Genomic DNA, 18,143 nt, shown 5'->3' on the forward strand with positions numbered 1-18,143 from the left:
CTGTGGCGTACGGATCCGACGACATACGGCGCCTTGTTGCGGCTCCTCAACTGCGCATGCCCACACCCCAGTTCCCGCCGGACATCTCGGCGGCTGCCACGGATTTCGTTCGTCGCTTCACCACCTCCCTGTCCTTCGCTGCGCCCACGGACCATGCCCGGTTGCGCCGGGTGATGCTGCAGCACTTCAGTTCCCGGGCGGTGGAAGCGTTTCGTCGAGACGTCGACGCGATCGCCGGTGACGCCTTGCGGCACGTGCCGCAAGGCGTCACCGTCGACCTGGTCGCCGCCGTGGCAGATCCGCTGCCATTGCGCACCACCGCCGCATTGGCGGGCATCCCGGTGCAGCACTGGGCAGGCATTGAGAAGATCGCGCGCGCCATGCTTGGCACGGTGTATTCATTTCAATATGCCGAACCGGTCACGCGGATAATCCCCGCGGATTTTCGGTGGTTTGAAAGAACTCTCACGCAGCTCGTCTCCGACCCGAATATGAGTACGGGAGGAGTTTCCGCCGGAATTGCCAGAAGTGTCCGCGATCAAATGCTGACACCGGACGAGGCCGTGTCGTTGCTGATGCTCCTGTTCATGACCGGGGTCGACACGGTGGCCGCAGCCCTCGCCAATGTGGCCCTCGCCCTGACGGAGCGGCCCGCGCTGGGCGAGCTGGCCGCCGCAGATGTGCACAGCGCCGGGGAAGTCGTCGACGAGGTGCTGCGGCTCAACCCTCCGTTGCCGTATGCCGTGCGCGAGGTCGTTGAGGACTTTCACTTCGGGACACACCAGCTGCGGACCGGAGACCGGGTGTTCCTGTGCCTCGCCGCAGCCAACCTGGACCCGCGCCGCTATCCCGATCCGCTGCAGTGGCGGCTCGGCCGTCCGCCGTCATCGTCGTTCGGACACGGAGCCCACCGCTGCCTCGGTGGCTCGCTCGCACGGTTGCAAGTCGTCTCGGTCGTCCACCGGCTCGCGCGCACCGGTCTGAGCGCGGCCGGGGAGAACGTCGTCTGGAAGGACATTCCCAGCATCAATACGCCGAAGCACCTGCTGGTGCGGATCGGCCGTGGAGGAGAGGTCGCGGCATGAGAATCCCGATCATCGCGCAACTGGAGGAGGCGGACTGCGGTCCAGCGGCTCTCGCCAGCATCGCGGCGGCACACGGCGCACACCATAGCGTTCCGGACCTGGCCCGGTTGGCCGGCGCCGGACGGGATGGCACCTCCGCTGCGGGGCTGTTGCGTGCGGCACGTGCCATCGGCCTCACCGGCACGGCGGTGCGCGCGACCGATCCGCGAGCTGTCGCCCTGCCGGCGATCGCGCTGCTGGCCGGTCACCACTTCGTCATCGTCAGCAAGGTGCGCGGCGACCGCGTGCAGGTGATCGATCCTGCGTCCGGCCGGTCGACACAGACCGTGCACGACTTCGTCGCGCAGTGCCGTGGCCTCTATCTCACCTTCGAAGCCGGCGCAGATCTCGCCCGGTGCGCGCGGCCGGTGTCGGCGACCCGTCGTCTCTGGCTGTCGATGCGCCGCGGTGAGCAGGCGCGCTTGCTGTGGGCGGCGGTCGCCGCCCTGGTGGTCAGCACCACGGTCCTCGCCCTGGCCTCCTGGCTACGCTCCGGCACCGCGGCGACGCTGCCCGTCTGGCTGGTGATCGGCACGCTCCTGGCCGTCGCCGTTGCCGCCCCGCTGCTCGCCTGGTGGGGGTCCAGCGTGTGCGCAGCCGCGATCAGCCGGCTGACCGTGGAGCGTGTCGAACACCTCACGGCCCGGTTGCTCAGCGTCAAGAACGACTTCCTCGAACGGCGTTTCCTGGCTGAAGTCGCCATGCGACCGCAACGGCTGGACACGGTGCTCGGGGCATCGGTGCAGACCCTGGTGACTTGCTCGGCTGCCATCTGCACAGCACTTGTCACGGTCGGTGTGCTGACGTTCGTCGAGCCGTATGTCGCCGCCACCGCCGTCATCGGCGTGACCGTCGGCCTGGCGCTGACCGCCGTCTGCAAGGACCGTGCCGCGGAATTCGAACGCCGGCTCGGCGCGCTCACCATGCGGCGCGACGGAGATCTGCTGCAGTCACTGGCGAGCATGCACATCGTGCGCGCGGAGGCCGCTGCCGACGACGTGCGGGAACGCTGGGCCCGTGCCCAGCAGGACTGCGATGACGTGGAAGATCGGCTGTTCCGGGTAACCAGCCGGCGCACCCGCCTGATGACGGTCATCGACACCGGCACCCTGGTCGCCGTGGTCGTGATCGCGGTGCTGCACCACGTGCCGACCGAGGCAGTGGTGATCGCACCCCTGATCACGTCGGTCTTCCTCACCGCCGTCCACCAGATCGAGCAGCTGCAGACTGACGGGCGCGCCAGTCTGGAGGCCGGCTGGCGTGCCGTCGACGACCTGAACTCCGCCGACATACATCCGTCCGAGACACAGCCGGCAGCCACCGCTTCGCCGGCGGAGCTGTCGCGGACCGTGCTCGTGCGGTGCGACGCAGCGTCCTTCAGCGTGCCAGGCCCCAGGGCCAGGTCGGTCGGTCCCCTGACAATGCAGGTATGCCAGGGCGACAATCTGCTCGTCCTCGGCGGCTCCGGCAACGGCAAATCCACGGCGCTGCGGATGATGGCTGGGTTCCTGCCGGCCCGCAGCGGCCACGTCGGGCTGCGCACCTCGCGCGTGGGCTACGTGCCCCAGCGGCCGACGCTGCTGGACGGCACCGTGCGCGAAAACCTTTGCTTCGGCAGGCAACTGGACGATGCAGCACTGCTCGACGCCCTGGACCGGGTCCGGCTGCACGATGTGGTCCGGCGGCGTGGCGGTCTCGACGCCGTGGTGCTCCACGGCGGCGCCAACTTCAGCGGTGGCGAGCGCCAGCGTTTCGCGCTTGCCCGCGCACTGGCCGATCGACCCGATTTGCTGCTGCTCGACGAAGCACTGAGTGCCGTCGAAGATGCAGTGGCCGAGGTGATCGTCACCGATCTGGCCACGTGCGAGAGCGCCGTCGTCCTGGTCGCCCACCGGGTGCCCCAAGCAGCGGCCGGCTTCAGGGCCTTGACCGTCCACGCCGACGGCAGCGTCACGATCACCGGGTGCGCCGAGCAGGAGGTCGTGGCATGACACGGACCACGAGCGTGCTGCGGCCCGTGCTGCGCCGGGCGCTGCGCGCCAATCGTGCCCTGATCGCGATCGCCGTCGTCACTGCGGCGATCTCGGCGCTGACCGTCACAGCGACCCTGCTGGTCGCCATCGTCCTGGTGCCGGCGGGACGCACCGGTCTGGCGCTGGCCATCGCGGCCGGGCTCGTTGCCTTCGCCTACCTGCTCAACTGGATATCCGGCGCAGCCAGCCGCTCGGTGCAGCGCCGGATGCTCTCGCTGGTCGAGGAAGATGTCTGGAATCGGTTGCTGCGCAAGCCGATAGACTTCTACACGGCTCGCTCCACGCGCGACCTGCTGAGCTACGCAGGTGCTGTCTCGATGCTGCGGCGACTGCTCGGCGCCGAGGCGATAGACGCTCTGGTGGCTGGCGTGTCGGTCCTCATCACCTGCGGTGTGCTGGTCCTGGTCGACCCCTGGCTAGCTGTCATCGCATTCGTCGTCGCCGGGATGATCGGGCTCGCGGCAGGCTGGCTCTTCCGGCGGCAGCAACACCACGACGTTGCCGTCATGGGCGGTGTCGAGTCCGCGCAGACGCTGCTCTACCCGGCCATCACCGGCCGCGACGAGGTGACGACGTATGGCGGGACTGATTTCGTGCAGAGCCGATGGCTGCGAGTGTTCCGCGCCCAGAAGCGCGCCGACCTTGCCGGGCTGCGCTACGCGAACGCCGCAGGCGCGCTGCTGACGGCGACACCCGTCATCTTCCTCGCGGTCCTGTGCTCCGGCGATCTCGCGCAACGTGGTGGGCTGCTCGGGCTGGGCACCATCGCGGTGATCGCGCTGCAGCTCGGGAACGCCGTGACCCGGCTGCTGCCGGTCGTGCCTGCCGTATTCGCCATACAGCTGGCCGGCGAGCGCTTGCTGCCCATGGTCGCGGATCAGGCCGAGGCTGCAGCGGCCGAGCGTGCACAGCTGCCGCCGAGCGGCCCGACCGGCCGGGAGTTGCGGCTCCGGTCGGTGTCCTTCGGCTACGGCGGAGATATCGAGCCACTGGTGCGCGACGCCTCGGCGGTGATTCCGGCGGGTTCGTTCACCGCCATCATCGGACAGTCCGGCAGCGGAAAGTCGACCGTGCTCAACCTGCTCCTGGGGCTGATGACACCCACCGCTGGACAGGTGCAGCTGGACGGCATCGACCTGCGTGCGATCGACGACGCGGACCTGCGGCGGGACCTGGGTTACGTGCCGCAGACCGGAGCCCTGCTGCGAGGGACCCTGCGCGACGCCGTGCGCGGGTTCCGGTCCGAGGTGTCCGATGCACACATCACCCAGGCACTGGCGCGCGCCGGACTCGGCGAGGTCGTGGCGCGCCTGCCGATGGGCCTGGACACCCGCATCTCCGATGGTGCAACCGGCTTCTCGGGCGGACAGGAACAACGCATCCTCATCGCGCGAGCGCTGGTCGCTGAACCGTCCGTGCTGGTGCTCGACGAAGCCACCAGCGCGCTGGATCTGCAGACGCAGGAAGCGGTTTCGCGATCGATTGCGGATCTGCGGATGACCCGGGTCGTCGTCGCTCACCGGTTGGAGACCCTCGCCTGCGCCGACCAGATCCTGCTGCTCTCGGCGGGCCGGCTGCGGCCGGTCGCGACCCGTGACACCACCGCGCTCCGTGCGCTGATTACCGACACCACCTTTGAAGGAGTTGCCTCATGAGTACACCTGTATTGCGGTTCCGGCGCGACGAGGTGGTGACCCGTGTCCCCGGCGACGGTGTCTTCATCGCCAGCGAGTCCGGCGGAAGCACCCGATTGCACGGCGCCGCGATCAGTGCCGCTGCTCCGCTGCTGGACGGCACACGTGACCAGGCGCAGGTCGTGCAGGCCCTTGCGGACGAGCTCGGTGTGGACCAGGCGGATCGGGCCGTCCGGGCACTGCTCGACACCGGTCACGTGGTGGCGGTCGACCCAAACCTTGACGACGGCGCCGCGGGCTATCTCGACGCGCTCGGCCGGGATGGCGACAGCGGTGTGCGCCGCTTGCACGCGGCCACCATCGCCGTGCTCCGCATCGGCCAGGCGCGAAACATCGATCTGACGCCGATCCGGCAGGACGCGGAGGCGACGGTCGTGGAGTATGCCGGCATCGAGGAGGTTCCTCCGTCGGTAGACCTGCTGCTGGTCGTCACGGACGATTACCAGCGCAGCGCCCTGAGGGAGATCAACCGGGTCGCGGTGCACCGGGGACTGTCGTGGCTGCTGGTCAAGCCCTTCGGGACGAGCGCCTGGGTCGGACCGCTGGTGCACCCCGGAGTGACGGCCTGTTTCGAATGCCTGCACGTGCGGCTGGCCAGCAAGAACCTGCCGCAGTCGTACCTGCGGCAGCGCGGAGCTCTCACCGGCGACGCGACCCCGACGGCGCTGGGGCTGCGCAGCGGCATCGGTGCAGCGCTCCGGCTCGCCATACACACGGCGCAGACGCACCTGGCCACCCAGGGGGAGGTGCCGCGGGAGACGGCGCGCCGCGACGGGGACGTCGTGACGCTCGACCTGCGCACGCTGGAGACCGAGCGCCACCACCTCGACCCGCGGCCCCAGTGCCCCGTCTGCGGCGAGGCAAGCCTGCAGGAGCGCCGGATGAGCGCGCCGATCCACCTGGATCCGCAACCGAAGGCGGTGCGCAACGACGGCGGGCATCGGGCGATGTCCCCCGGGGCGTTCGTGACGGCGCACGAGTCGCTGGTCAGCCCGATCACCGGGCCGGTCAGCCATCTCACCCCGTCGCCCAGCGTGGGGGAAGGACTGCACGTCTACACCGCCGGTCAGAACTTCGCGGTGCCGATGCGGGGTCTCGCCGACCTGCGCGCCGGACTGCGCAGCATGAGCTGCGGCAAGGGGCAGACCGCGATCCAGGCGAAGGCGAGCGCACTCGGTGAGGCGATCGAGCGCTATTCGGGGTTGTTCCACGGCGACGAGCCGCGAGTCCTGGCACGTGCGGCCGACCTCGCACCGCAGGATTTCGTCCACCCCAACGAGCTGCACCACTTCAGCGACGCGCAGTTCCGCGACCGGGCGGAGTGGAACCAGCGGCCCTCGCACTTCCACTGGGTTGGCGACCCGCTGGATCCGCACGCGCTGATCGAGTGGACTCCCGTGTGGTCGATGAGCGAGCAGCGGTTCAAACTGGTGCCGACCGCGACGATGTTCTACGCCTACCACAGCGCCGACTATCCGTTTTACGCGTCGTCCAACTCCAACGGATGTGCGGCCGGGTCGAGCCTGGCCGACGCGATCCTGCAAGGTTTCATGGAGCTGGTCGAGCGTGACGCGACGGCGATCTGGTGGTACAACCGGCTGCGCCGGCCGCGGGTGGATCTGGACAGTTTCGACAACCCGTATTTCGGTCACTGGCAGCGGCAGTACCGGGCGCTGCACCGCGACGCGTGGGTGCTGGACCTGACGACCGATCTCGGCATACCGACGGTAGTCGCAGTCTCGTATCGCACCGACAAGCCGGCCCAGGACATTCTCTTCGCGCTCGGCAGCCACTTCGACCTGTCGGTGGCGATCGGCCGGGCGCTCAGCGAGATGAACCAGTTCATCGGACCGGTGGCACACCTGCCCGCGGACGGGTCGGGTAGCTACACCTTCAGCGATCAGGCGCAGGTCGACTTCTGGAAGCACGAGACGATCGAGCGCAACCCCTATCTGGTGCCCGATCCGGACCTGCCCGCGACACGCGCCGGTGACTACGTGGACGTCTCCACCGACGACCTCGCACAGGACGTCGACCTGGCCCGGCGCATCGTCGAGCGGCATGGCATGGAGTTGCTCGTGCTCGACCAGACGCGCATCGACATCGGCCTTCCGGTCGCGCGGGTGATGGTGCCCGGGTTGCGGCACTTCTGGCCCCGCTACGCGCCCGGCCGGCTGTATGACGTGCCGGTCCAGCTCGGCTGGGCCGATCGCCCCACGGACGAGGCTGAGTTGAACCCCATCGGCGTCTTCATCTGAAAACCGCTCACCGCAAAGGAGATTCATCATGTCCATCGTCGATTCCCCACCACAGGACCGCTTGTCGATGCGGCCCGGTGTCGATTTCGCGCCCGCCGCACCGGGGCAGTTCCTGGTGCGGCACCGGGAACGCCCGATCCTGCGGGTGTCCGGGGTGAGCGACCAGTTGCGGACCCGGCTGTGCGAGATCGGGCCGATCCCCACCGACCTGCTCATCGACCAGGAGTTGCGCGCGGAGTTCGACCGGCTGACCGCTCCGGTGCGTCGCTGTGTCGTACATGGCGCGTATGACGGCGAGGTGCTCATCGCTGTCGCGGAGTCGCTGCGCACCGATCTTGAGCGCATCCCACCGGTGCCGGTTCCGGACGGTGCGCTGATCCGGCACAGCAAGTTCGCCTACTCCCACCGCGCCGATGACGAAGTGCGATGTGAGTCGCCGGCAGCCGGGGCCAGGGTCATCGCCCTCGATGACCGAGTCCGGGAGCTGATCGCCGCGTCCGCGCGAGCCATCCGCGTCGAAGAGTTGCTGGACAGGGTGCCGTCGCTGCCGAAGGAGGCCGCCCGGCAGGTGCTGGCGTTGCTGTACGGCACGGGGTTCCTGGAGGTGGCCGCAGACCCGTTCGACCCCGCTTCCTTCCCCTCGGACACGGACCCGGTGCTGCGGCAGTGGGACTTCCACGACCTGTTGTTTCACTCACGATCCCGTTACGGGCGCACTACCGAACCGTTCGGCGGAATCTTTCCCTATGTCGACGAGATCGACCCGGAGCCGGCCGTGCGAGCCCGGCACGACGGCCCGGTCGTGGATCTGCCGCGCCCGGACTTCGAGGAGGTGCTGCAGCACGATCCGTCGGTGCTGCTCGCGATGGAGACCCGGCATTCCTGCCGCACCTTCGGTGCGCAGCCGCTGGATCTGCAGCAACTGGGGGAGTTCCTCTTCCGAACCTGCCGCATTCGTGACGTCTACGGACCGTTGCCGGGCATGCCCTACGAAGGCAGCAAGCGCCCGTACCCGACGGGCGGCGCGGCATACGAGCTGGAGGTCTACCTCACCGTGCAGCGGGTCGCCGGCCTCGAGTCGGCGTCCTACCACTACGAACCGGACGCACATCGCCTGCGGAAGCTGGCCACCTCGGCGGCCGATCGCGCCGAACTCATCGAGGCGGCCTCGGTGTCGGCAGGGGGAGACGTCGACCCGGACGTGCTGCTGACCATCACCTCGCGCTTCCAGCGGCTGCAGTGGAAGTACCGCTCGATGGCGTATGCCGTGTCGCTCAAGCACGCGGGCGTGCTCTACCAGACGTTCTACCTGGTGGCGTCGGCCATGAAGATCGGCGCCTGCGGGCTGGGCAGCGGCAATGCGCAGACGTCGGTGCGCGCCTTCGGTCTGGACTACCTGCGGGAATCTTCGATCGGCGAGTTCCTGATCGGCTCCGCTCCCGAGGGATCGCGATCGCTGCACGACCTGCCCGAGGTGGACTTGCGCGACCAGGAGTACCCCGGCCAGGACTGGTCGGTGCGCTCGGCGCAGCGGCGGAGCTGATTCCGCGCCGCTGCACCCCGCCGGGGGCATTTCGCCGCCTTCGCCCAGTGACGGCTTCCTCGCCGAATGACGCCGCAATGGCACCGTCATTCGGCGAGGAAGCCGTCATTCGCGGGTGGTGGGAGCGCTCCAGTGCCGCAGCGCCTAGCGGCTCAGATCCAGCCCTGCTCCTTGGCCTTCGCGACCGCCTCGGTGCGGTTGCTCGCTTGCAGTTTCGCCATGGCACTGGACAGGTAGTTGCGCACGGTGCCCTTGGAGAGGAACAACTGATCGGCGAGGTCGTCGGTGCCGACTCCCTTGGCCACGAGAGTCAGCAGCTCGGTCTCCCGCTCGGTCAGGGGCGTCGGCCCCTTGCGCAGCGCATCTGCCGCGAGCTGCGGGTCGATCGCGGTGCCACCCTCGACGATGACGTGGATGGCTTCCACCAGCCGCTGACCGGTGGTCGACTTCACCAGATAACCGTTGGCTCCTGCGGCCAGCGCGCGGGGGATATGACCGCTGCCGGGCAGCGCGGTCAGCAGCAGGATCTTCACGTCGCTGCCGGCATCCCGCAGCTGCGCGGTCGCTTCCAGACCGGTCGCGCCCGGCATGTCGACGTCGAGGATCGCGACCTGGGGGCGCAGCCGCCCCACGGCCTCGAGCACCGCGTCGCCGCGGTCGACCCGGCCGACCACCTCCAGGTCATCCTCGATGGAGAGCAGCACCTCGAACGCCTCGGCGACGAGGTCGACGTCCTCGGCGATCAGGATCGTGATCGGGTCGTGGGTCATCGCCCCTCCTCGACGAAAATCGGCACGTGCATCAGGACCCGGAACAGGCTGGCGCGGGGTGACAGCGCCTCCAGCGTGCCACCGAGCGCTACGGTGCGCGCCTGCAGTGTGGCCAGGCCGGTGCCCTCCTCGTTGACCTTGCTGGTCGGAGGCACCCCGTCGTTGACGATCGACAACGCGAGCATGTCACCCTCGTCGCGTATGCGCACCCAACAGGTAGTGGGGTGCGCATACTTGAGCATGTTGGTGACCGCCTCGCGCAGCACTGCGGCACACAGCCGTTGGGCGTCCGGAGTGCCGACCGCCCCGATCTGCGCGTCCCACTCGATGCCGGTGCGTTCGCACAGCGCCTTGGCCGACTCGACCTCGGAGCGCAGGTCGGTGATCGTGGGCCCATGGGTGATCTCGCGTAGCCGGGCCTGGCCGTCGGCCACGATCTCGTGTGCTGCCTGCAGTTGCTGACGCGCCTCCGGCATACGCTCGCGTTGCAGCAGCCGGGCGGCCGCCTCCTGGCGCACGGAAACCGCGACGAGCGTGCGGCCCATGATGTCGTGCAGGTCACGCGAGATGCGTTCGCGTTCCTTGTCTACGTGCAGCCGGGCGTTCTCCTCCCGGCTGAGCACCAGTTGGTCGGATGTCTGCATAAGCCGCAGCGGAATGTAGATCGCGAAGACCGTGAAGATGGTGAGCGTGAAGGTGAGCTGGAGATTCGGGTCGTCGCGGACCAGCAGCTCCTCCACGACCAGGTTGACCAGTAGTAGGGCCAGGGCGCCCAGACCCCACCCTCCTCCCGCAACGAGCAAGGTCGTCGCCGCCCACACACAGCCAAGAGTCCAGTCGGAGAACCACAGGGCGGCCAGCACCGGCACGGTCAGCCCGACGAGCCACCACTGATGGCGGGTCATCGGCCGGCCGAGCAGCAGGTCGGTGGCAGCCCGGAAGAACAGCCAGCCCATGAGTATGACGAGGACGATGTGCAATAGCTGCACCGGCGGCAGCGGCCGGTGATTTGCGAATCCGCCCCGTATCGCCGGGCTCAGGGCCACCAGCAACAGGAAGAACGCGATCGCAACCGAGCCCACGAGACTGATGCGCGATTCGGCGCCGAGCCTTCGCCAAGTGGCCTTCACCCCGTCCCGCCCTTCGACTTCGTCGCTGCTTCGCGAGCCATGCGAATGTCCCCGGCGTGAAGGGTGAAAATTTCACGCCGGGGACATCAAAGCACACGCACGGGCTGCCACGGCGTTCCCGGCTGCGGCAGGTTCCGGCATCAGCAGAAGCCGCTCCAACAGGACAGGAACATCGGCTCCTCGGTGAAGCTGGTCTCGGTGTCGGTGTCGGTGACTTCCTCGAGCTGGCTGAGCGTCATGATGTCGATCCTTCTCAGATGTGCGTGGATACTGTCGCCGCCGATGTGTTCCGGCGTCCTGCTATGTCTTCACTCTGCGCGATGAACCGGCCCGCGGGTCAGTGCCGAACGCAACCACATCCGGCGCCTCTCGTCATCGACGGCGGGTGACACGAGTCATCTGGGTTGTGCCCGGACGGATCGTCGGTCGTTCGGCCGGCGGCAAGAACCGTGTGACCCTCGACGTCGACGAGGAACATGAGGTCGTGCAGCGGCTGGTCCGTCGAGGGGGACGTCGCCCCGAGGTCGTCTGACGAGCCGGCCGGCGCGTCAAGGTCGTCGGTGAGTCCGACCACGGCGTGCGCCGGGCTGTGCAGCCGCGTGATCTCCGCCAGGGCGACGAGCTGCAGCACAGGAGGGTGCCCGTCCTCGGACAGTCTGCTCACGCCGGCGAGCGTCGTCGCGGTCCCGGCATACGCGTTCTCCAGACCGGCAAGCACGCGCAGCAGACGATGCCCGCGCGCGGGCTGCATCCGCAGCACGTGCAACGTACCCGGCTGCACCTGCAGCTCCAGCGGCGGGTCACCAGCGTCGAGGCGAACATCACTCAGCCGCAGCGCAACCGCGCCGGCCAGGCGGTAGCCAGCCACGTCGATCACCTCCTTCGTGCCGGTATGGCGTCGGTTCGGCCGTCACGGCCGGCAGGGTTACCGCCGGCCGCGCGAGCCCTGGGTGCCGGAGCCGGAGCGGATGTTGCGCACGATGGCCGTCGCAGCCAGCAGGGTGCCCAATCCGACACCGGTGACCAGGCCGTATTGATCGATGAAGGTCATGATGTTCATTGCGGTTCCTTTCGGTGATATCTCGGATTTCTCGGTGCGGTCCCGGGTTGCCGGGTAGGTAGCCGGTCACCGCGCACGCGGTTCCCAGCGGAAGAAGGAGTTGAAGAGCATCAGGCCGACCGCGGCCCACACGAGCAGCAACAGCAGCGGCAGGTAGGCGGCATGTGCGGCAGCGGCCAGGTCGACCGGCGCACCGACGGTGAACCCGTGCACGTCGCGTCCCAGGTAGCCGATCCGCATGGCGTCGGTGAGTTCGGCCGACGGCACGTAGCGGTGGATGGACCGCAGGACCGGGTTGTCCGGGATCGCCCCGAAGGCACCGGACAGATACATCAGTCCGGCCAGCACCGGTGTCACGATCCAGGTCGCGATCTCACCCGACGGCAGCAGCCCGGACACCCCGAAAGCCAGCATTGCCAACGAGATCAGGCCGATCACGACGGTCGCGATGACCAGGGGCCAGTGCACCGGCCACGCCACGCCCAGCCAGTAGTGCCCGGCGACCATGATGATCGCGACCTGACCGATTGCTGGTATGGCGGCGGAGATCGCCTCACCGAGCAGGATCGAGTGCGCCGGCGCCGGCGTGCAGCGCAACCGCTTGTAGATGCGTTGCTCGCGGCGGCGGGCAGCGGAGTTGATGACGTTGTAGACGACGAACAGCATGGCCGCGCTGATCCCGCTCGACAGCAGCCACGCGCGCTGCGAAACACCTTCGTACACGAGGCTTTCCGAGGCAAGGGCCGCCGGCGCGAGTCCGAGCACGAGCGGCATCACCGCGCCCATGATGGCGAAGGCGATGTCGCGCCAGTAGACCTGCTGGCTGAGCCGGATCTGCGCCGGCAGCAGTCGCAGGGTGCGCCCGATGGTCATGTCACTCATCACTGCTCCTGACTCTCGGCGAGGGCGAGGAAGACGTCCTCGAGGGTTCGGCGTTCGACGGTGAGATCGCGTGCTTGCGCGCCCGCGCGCGCCGCGGTGGTGAGCAGCGGCAGCAGGTCTGCCTGGGGGTCGCTGGTGTCGAAGGAGACCCGCAGCTCACCCGCGTGACGCTGCACCTCCGCGCCACGCGCGTGCAGCACGGCTCGCACCTCCGGCGCCTCCGCGACCTCGGCCGGTATGGCGCACCGCACGCGACTCCCGCAGTGCTGGGCGAGCACCTGGTCAACGGTGCCGGAGACCTGGATCCGGCCGCGGTGCATGATCGCGAGACGGTCCGCGAGCTCCTGTGCCTCGTCCAGGTAGTGAGTCGTGAGCACCACCGTCATACCGCCCGCAACCAGGTCCCGGATGATCCGCAGCGTATGGCGCCGCCCCTCCGGGTCGATCCCGGTCGTCGGTTCGTCCAGGAAGAGCAGTTCGGGGTGACCGAGCAGCGCGAGCGCCAGGTCCAGCCGCCGCCGTTCGCCGCCGGACAACTGCCGCACCCGGGCGCGTGCCCGGTGGGTCAGCCCGACCAGTTCGAGGCTGTCGTCGACGCTGCGGGCCCGGCGGTGAAAGCGGCGCCACGCCCGGATCGTCGCGCGGACGCTCAGATCCTCGAAGAACCCAGCGTCCTGCAACATCACCCCGATGCGCGGAGAGATGCGGTCGTGCTCCCGGTAGGGATCGGCACCGAGCACCGACACCGACCCCTCGGCCGGGCGCCGGAAACCCTCGAGCACGTCCAGGGTGGTGGTCTTCCCGGCGCCATTGGTGCCGAGCAGTGCGAAGACCTCGCCCGCACGCACCTCGAAGCCGATGCCGTCGACGGCGCGCGTCGAGCCGTAGGACACGACCAGGTCGTGCACCTGAATGACCTGTGGTGGTCGCGGATTCGCTCCTGCTGGGGAGTGGGGCGTGCGCGGATCGGAAGCCGGGCGACGGAGCTGGGTGATGGGCATGCCTCCACCCTCGTCCGCGGCGGGCGGTGACGGCAGACATTGCCGTCACGGATGCCGATGACATCTGTCAACTCAGCTCGGCTGAGGTGCCGCAACCCAGGCAGCCCCCGGCGCGCCTCCGGGGCGGGGGCCGCGGGTCGGCATACCGTGTTGCGGCCAGCGATCTAACCTGCGAAAAGGCCTCCGTCTCCGCATGATTCGACTCGAACACGTCACCAAGCGGTATGCCGCGGGCGGTTCCGCAGCGCTCGACGACGTCAGCTGCGAGATCGACCGTGGCGAATTCGTCTTCGTCGTCGGCTCCTCCGGCTCGGGAAAGTCGACCATGATGCGGCTGGTCACGCGCGAGATCACGCCGACCGCCGGGTCGATCCTGGTGGCCGGTCGCGACTTGGTGCCCATGACGGAGCGCAAGGTGCCGTTGCTGCGCCGCGAGATCGGTGTCGTGTTCCAGGACTTCCGGCTCCTGGAGGGTAAGACCGTCTACCAGAACGTCGCGTTCGTGCTGCGCGTCCTCGGCGAAAAGCGCCACCGGATCAAGCAACTCGTGCCCGAGACGCTGGAGCTCGTCGGTCTCGACGGTATGGCGGGGCGGTTGCCCCACGAACTGTCCGGCGGTGAGCAGCAGCGTGTCGCGATCGCCCGGGCGGTGGTCAAGAAGCCGCCGATCCTGCTCGCCGACGAGCCAACCGGCAACCTCGACCCGGAAACCAGCGCGGAGATCGTCACGGTGCTCGACCGCATCCACAAGACCGGCACGACCGTGGTGATGGCCACCCACGACCAGGGCATCGTTGACGTCTTCAAGAAGCGGGTGCTGGAGTTGCGCAGCGGAGAACTCGTGCGTGACGAGGCCGAAGGCACCTACGCCGCCGACGAGACCCGCGAGCGGGAGCGTGCCGCCCAACGCGCCGCCGAAGCCCTGTTGCGGGACGAGGACTGAGCGCATGCGGCTGACATTCCTGCTCGGCGAGGTCGGCAACGGCATTCGCCGCAACGCCTCGATGATCATCTCGGTCGTGCTCGTCTCGATGGTGTCGCTGTTCTTCCTCGGTGCCGGGCTGCTCGCGCAGCGCGAGGTCAGCACCGCCAAGGGATTCTGGTATGACAAGGTCCAGGTTTCGATCTTCTTCTGCACCAGCCAGTCCACCGACGTGCAGTCCTGTGCCGACGGCGCGGCGACCCAGGCGCAGCAGGATCAGGTGAAAAGTCAGCTGGACAGCATGAAGCCGCTGGTCGAGCACGTCTACTACGAAACCTCGCAACAGGCCTACGACCGCTTCAAGTCGCAATTCCGCGGCAGCCCCTACCTTTCCGACGTGAGCCCGGCGGCGATGCCCTCGTCATACCGGGTCAAGCTCTCCGACCCGAGCAAGTACAACGAGGTCGTCGCGTCCTTCGAGGGACAGCAGGGCGTCGAAGCGGTCAGCGATCAGAGCAACGTCCTGTCGACCTTCTTCAAGCTGCTGCACGTGATCAGTGTCGGCGCCGTCGCGCTGGCTGTCGTGATGGTGATCTGCGCAATCCTGCTGATTACCACCACAATTCGCCAGGTCGCCTACACCCGGCGGCGACAGGTCAGCATCATGCGCCTGGTGGGTGCATCGGCGACCGTGATCTACCTGCCGTTCGTCATCGAGATCCTGCTGGCCACAGTCGTCGGCGCGGCGCTCGCCGTCGGATTGCTCTGGGCGCTGGTGCATTACGGCGTCGAGGGACTGTTCCACAGCTCGGGGTCGTCGACCGGCGACCTGGTCAGCATGATCGGCACCGCCGACGTCTGGGACTTCGCGCCCTGGCTGTTCGCGGGCGCCGTCGTGATCGCTCTCGCCACGGCGTGGATCACTCTGCGCCGTTACCTGCGGGTCTGAGGAGGCACGTATGTCGTTCGCTCTCACCGGTTTCCGGCGCGTCCGCTTGGTCGCGGCCGGCTGTGCGATCGCCGTCGCGTGCACAGCGATCGCCGCACCCGCCGTCGCCGACGACATCGACCGGCAGAAGAAGCAGGTCGACGGCAAGATCCACACCACCGAGCGCAATCTCGACGACACATCCGCGCAACTGGTCAAGGTCAACGCCGCGCTGGTGGCCACCGACAAGAAGGTCGCGGCAGCACAGCAGACGCTGAAGACGGCGGACAGCAACCTGACGAAGGCGAACAACCACCTGAGCGACATGAACGCCGAGCTCGCGATCGCCAAGGCCGACGAGACCAAGAACCAGAACGATCTGACGACGAACAAGGCCGCGCAAGCCAAGTCGCAGGTCCTGGTCGGCGGCATCGCGCGGCAGAGCTACATGTCGGGCGGACTGGGCAACTTGCAGCTGGCCCTCGACATCCTCAGTAACAAGGGGGACGTTACCTCCCAGTTGTCGATGGCGGACCTGGTGATGCGCCAGCAGAGCGGCGTGCTCACCCGACTGTCCAGCGAGCGCGCGGCCGGCACTGCCGCGGGTGACCGGCTCGGCGCGACGCGTCGCCGCATCGCCCTGCTGACCATCGAGGCGCAGAACGCCCAGACCGCCGCCAAGAAAGCACAGACCACGGCGACGAATGCCCGCAACAGCGTGGTGGCGCTGCAGCAGAAGCAGACGGCGGACAAGAAGGCGCTCGACAAACAGAAGAAGATCGAGCTGACCAGCCTGAAGAAGCAGCAGCAAGAGTCCAACCGCCTCGCCGAGCTGATCCGCAAGCGCAACCTGGCCGCCGCCAAGGCCGCCAAGCGGGCCGCGTCGACCGCGACGCGCCAGGTCACGACGCCGCCGTCGGGCGGCCCCGGAGCGAGCGGTGGATCCGGGGGCGGTGTGCTGGCGGCGCCCGGACCGATCGGCTCGATCGTGTCGCCGTTCGGCTGGCGGGTGAACCCCATCCTGGGTGTGCGGATGATTCACGAAGGCGACGATTTCCCCTACCCCTGCGGCACGCCCGTGCACGCGGCCGGAGCCGGCACCGTCGTGATGACCGGCTGGGACAGCGCCGGCGGCAACGTGGTGATGATCGACCACGGCTACCTGGACGGGGTCAACCTGGACAGTTATTACGCGCACTTCGAGCGTCCGGCAGTCGTCAGCGTCGGGCAGCACGTCAGCAAGGGGCAGCTGATCGGCTACTCCGGCACCACCGGCCGCTCCACCGGATGCCACATGCACTTCGGCGTGATGGTCAACGGTCGCTGGGTCAACCCCATCCCCTGGATCTCGTAGCTCTCTCCTCGGTATACAGCACGCGCGCCACACCGCGCGATCTGTATAGCGGCGGTGCCGCGCGGCGCCCGCGGCGTAGCAAGTAGCGACCTTGTCCCAGCTCCACGGTTGATCCGGTTCTACGTGTGCAGACACACCTGGTCCGGTGTGGTCGAAGATGGCAGCGGTGATCCACTGAGCACGACGGGTACGGAGTGTGGTGGCCGGGTACGCGGTGTCGTCGATCTTGACGTAGACGACCGCGAACACCAAGAGTTGCATGACCTTGTCGTATACCAGCCGTCCAGGATGCGGGTGTGGTGACTCCCCCGACGGCCGTGTGTCCACCGCGCCGGGATCAGCACGCCGAAGTGGTCCCGCAATCGCCTGCCCGCGCCGGCTCCATGGACTGGGCGGCTGTCCAAAATGACCCCCGTTCGGTGGACAGATTGCGATCGAGCTTCCGGCTAAACTCCTTCCGAGGAAGCTGCGAGGACATACCTCACTAGGAAAACTCCGGACGGGATATTCGAGGTGTTCTTGATGGCGCGGAATGAGCCTATGGCACCGCGCACTCAAAGAAGCGTTCGTGCCGCAGAATCCTGGGCTTGCAATCGTCAAGATCACGCTAACGGCGTTGCTTAACGTAGTTCTGGAACAGTGCGAAAGGGAAGCGCGGGCATGTCGCGGCATTTGGGGCTGGCTATTTGGTGGCAACGCACGCCGCCCTGTATGGCGGAGCTCGGGCACGATGTCGTGGGAGTCGACGTCGACCCAGGGCGCGTCCAGCGGCCCGCAGCGCGGCCGTGATCCGCCACGTGCAGCCGTCCGCGATCGGGCCGACGGTCCAGGCCAAGTTCATCGTTCATGTCGTCAACGGACTGAATCCGACCATCGCCTGGCACGTAGCCGAATACAACTTCGACGCGGAGCCGCCAGTGGCTGAGCTACCCGCCGGGGGAGAGCGGCCGCCACCGGTTCCACCCGCGCCTGCAGAGACCCAGCGCATCGGTACCCACCTGCGGCAGACCTCCGGCGAGTTCGTCGTCGGGTTGCGCCGGCCCGGACTGGCCTTCGGCAGGGTTCCCATGCGTCGCTGGGCGCGCGGCCTGCGCTCCCGCGCCGCGCGCGTACCGGCATGGCAATATTGTCGGTCTGCCGGCTGGTGACACTCGCCGTCTTCGCGTGGTGGTGGCTGCACATCGGTGTCCGCGGCGGTTCAGTCCCACCTGCTGCGCGCCATGGGCAGCCACCCGGTCGTTCAATCTGGTCACCGGACACCGCGCGTCGGTGCTGCATGCAATACACCACCCACCGGTACGCCAAGAGCCCCGCGCGTCAGGCAGAGCGTCTGCATGAAGCCGCGTCATTGCGGGTTGGCGGGCGAGTCCGGCAGGTCTCGGACTATCCCGTGAAAGAGGGAGGTTAGGAGGTTAACGACGCCCGACAGGAGGGTCGGTCGCCG

15 protein-coding genes are annotated in these 18,143 nt (G+C 68.1%); 9 read left to right on the forward strand and 6 right to left on the reverse strand.

Going from position 1 to position 18,143, the window contains the following annotated elements; all coding sequences use genetic code 11:
• The first annotated feature begins 56 nt into the window (after window positions 1-56).
• Genes EFY87_RS12605 through EFY87_RS12625 form a run of 5 tightly spaced genes read left to right on the forward strand, consistent with a single transcriptional unit; the run spans window position 57 to window position 8,652 of the window.
• Entirely contained in the window at window positions 57-1,085 is a 1,029-nt protein-coding gene (locus EFY87_RS12605) for a cytochrome P450 (protein ID WP_158607623.1), read from the forward strand.
• Window positions 1,082-3,115 carry a cysteine peptidase family C39 domain-containing protein gene (locus tag EFY87_RS12610; protein WP_123271833.1) on the forward strand — a complete coding sequence of 678 codons (2,034 nt, stop codon included), beginning with the start codon at window positions 1,082-1,084 and terminating at the stop codon, window positions 3,113-3,115. The genes EFY87_RS12605 and EFY87_RS12610 overlap by 4 nt, the downstream gene beginning before the upstream one ends.
• Window positions 3,112-4,812, forward strand: a complete 1,701-nt coding sequence (locus EFY87_RS12615; protein WP_123271834.1) for a peptidase domain-containing ABC transporter — start codon at window positions 3,112-3,114, stop codon at window positions 4,810-4,812. The genes EFY87_RS12610 and EFY87_RS12615 overlap by 4 nt, the downstream gene beginning before the upstream one ends.
• Entirely contained in the window at window positions 4,809-7,109 is a 2,301-nt protein-coding gene (locus tag EFY87_RS12620; RefSeq protein WP_123271835.1) for a TOMM precursor leader peptide-binding protein, read from the forward strand. Before EFY87_RS12615 ends, EFY87_RS12620 begins: the two co-directional genes overlap by 4 nt.
• Before the next feature lie 28 nt (window positions 7,110-7,137).
• The gene (locus EFY87_RS12625) at window positions 7,138-8,652 is read left to right on the forward strand and encodes a SagB family peptide dehydrogenase (protein WP_123271836.1); all 1,515 of its coding nucleotides are present in this window, start codon (window positions 7,138-7,140) and stop codon (window positions 8,650-8,652) included.
• 152 nt (window positions 8,653-8,804) lie between these two features.
• Here EFY87_RS12625 and EFY87_RS12630 read toward each other — a convergent pair whose 3' ends face one another.
• From EFY87_RS12630 to EFY87_RS12650, 6 genes are all read right to left on the reverse strand, one after another.
• Window positions 8,805-9,422, reverse strand: a complete 618-nt coding sequence (locus tag EFY87_RS12630; protein WP_123271837.1) for a response regulator — start codon at window positions 9,420-9,422, stop codon at window positions 8,805-8,807.
• Entirely contained in the window at window positions 9,419-10,552 is a 1,134-nt protein-coding gene (locus tag EFY87_RS12635; RefSeq protein ID WP_123271838.1) for a sensor histidine kinase, read from the reverse strand. The genes EFY87_RS12630 and EFY87_RS12635 overlap by 4 nt, the downstream gene beginning before the upstream one ends.
• A 337-nt stretch (window positions 10,553-10,889) precedes the next feature.
• A complete protein-coding gene (locus EFY87_RS12640) occupies window positions 10,890-11,420 on the reverse strand; it encodes a hypothetical protein (protein WP_148043320.1) in 531 nt (176 codons plus the stop codon).
• 57 nt (window positions 11,421-11,477) lie between these two features.
• Window positions 11,478-11,612 carry a hypothetical protein gene (locus EFY87_RS21170; protein WP_281276204.1) on the reverse strand — a complete coding sequence of 45 codons (135 nt, stop codon included), beginning with the start codon at window positions 11,610-11,612 and terminating at the stop codon, window positions 11,478-11,480.
• Between the two features lie 66 nt (window positions 11,613-11,678).
• On the reverse strand, window positions 11,679-12,494 hold the full coding sequence (locus EFY87_RS12645; RefSeq protein WP_123271840.1) for an ABC transporter permease: 816 nt from the start codon (window positions 12,492-12,494) through the stop codon (window positions 11,679-11,681).
• Window positions 12,494-13,495, reverse strand: coding sequence for an ABC transporter ATP-binding protein (locus tag EFY87_RS12650; protein ID WP_123271841.1), 1,002 nt, complete (start codon window positions 13,493-13,495; stop codon window positions 12,494-12,496). The genes EFY87_RS12645 and EFY87_RS12650 overlap by 1 nt, the downstream gene beginning before the upstream one ends.
• A 193-nt stretch (window positions 13,496-13,688) precedes the next feature.
• Between EFY87_RS12650 and ftsE the strand changes: the two genes are divergently transcribed.
• From ftsE to EFY87_RS12670, 4 genes are all read left to right on the forward strand, one after another.
• Window positions 13,689-14,438, forward strand: coding sequence for a cell division ATP-binding protein FtsE (ftsE, locus tag EFY87_RS12655; RefSeq protein WP_123271842.1), 750 nt, complete (start codon window positions 13,689-13,691; stop codon window positions 14,436-14,438).
• 4 nt (window positions 14,439-14,442) lie between these two features.
• Window positions 14,443-15,366, forward strand: coding sequence for a permease-like cell division protein FtsX (ftsX, locus tag EFY87_RS12660; RefSeq protein WP_123271843.1), 924 nt, complete (start codon window positions 14,443-14,445; stop codon window positions 15,364-15,366).
• Window positions 15,367-15,376: 10 nt separating this feature from the next.
• Window positions 15,377-16,699 (forward strand): peptidoglycan DD-metalloendopeptidase family protein, encoded by a 1,323-nt coding sequence (locus EFY87_RS12665; RefSeq protein WP_123271844.1) that lies wholly within the window; start codon window positions 15,377-15,379, stop codon window positions 16,697-16,699.
• Window positions 16,700-17,484: 785 nt separating this feature from the next.
• The gene (locus tag EFY87_RS12670) at window positions 17,485-17,847 is read left to right on the forward strand and encodes a hypothetical protein (RefSeq protein ID WP_123271845.1); all 363 of its coding nucleotides are present in this window, start codon (window positions 17,485-17,487) and stop codon (window positions 17,845-17,847) included.
• Window positions 17,848-18,143: the final 296 nt, after the last annotated feature.

It is taken from the genome of Flexivirga caeni (assembly GCF_003724155.1).
GTDB classification, from domain to species: domain Bacteria; phylum Actinomycetota; class Actinomycetes; order Actinomycetales; family Dermatophilaceae; genus Flexivirga; species Flexivirga caeni.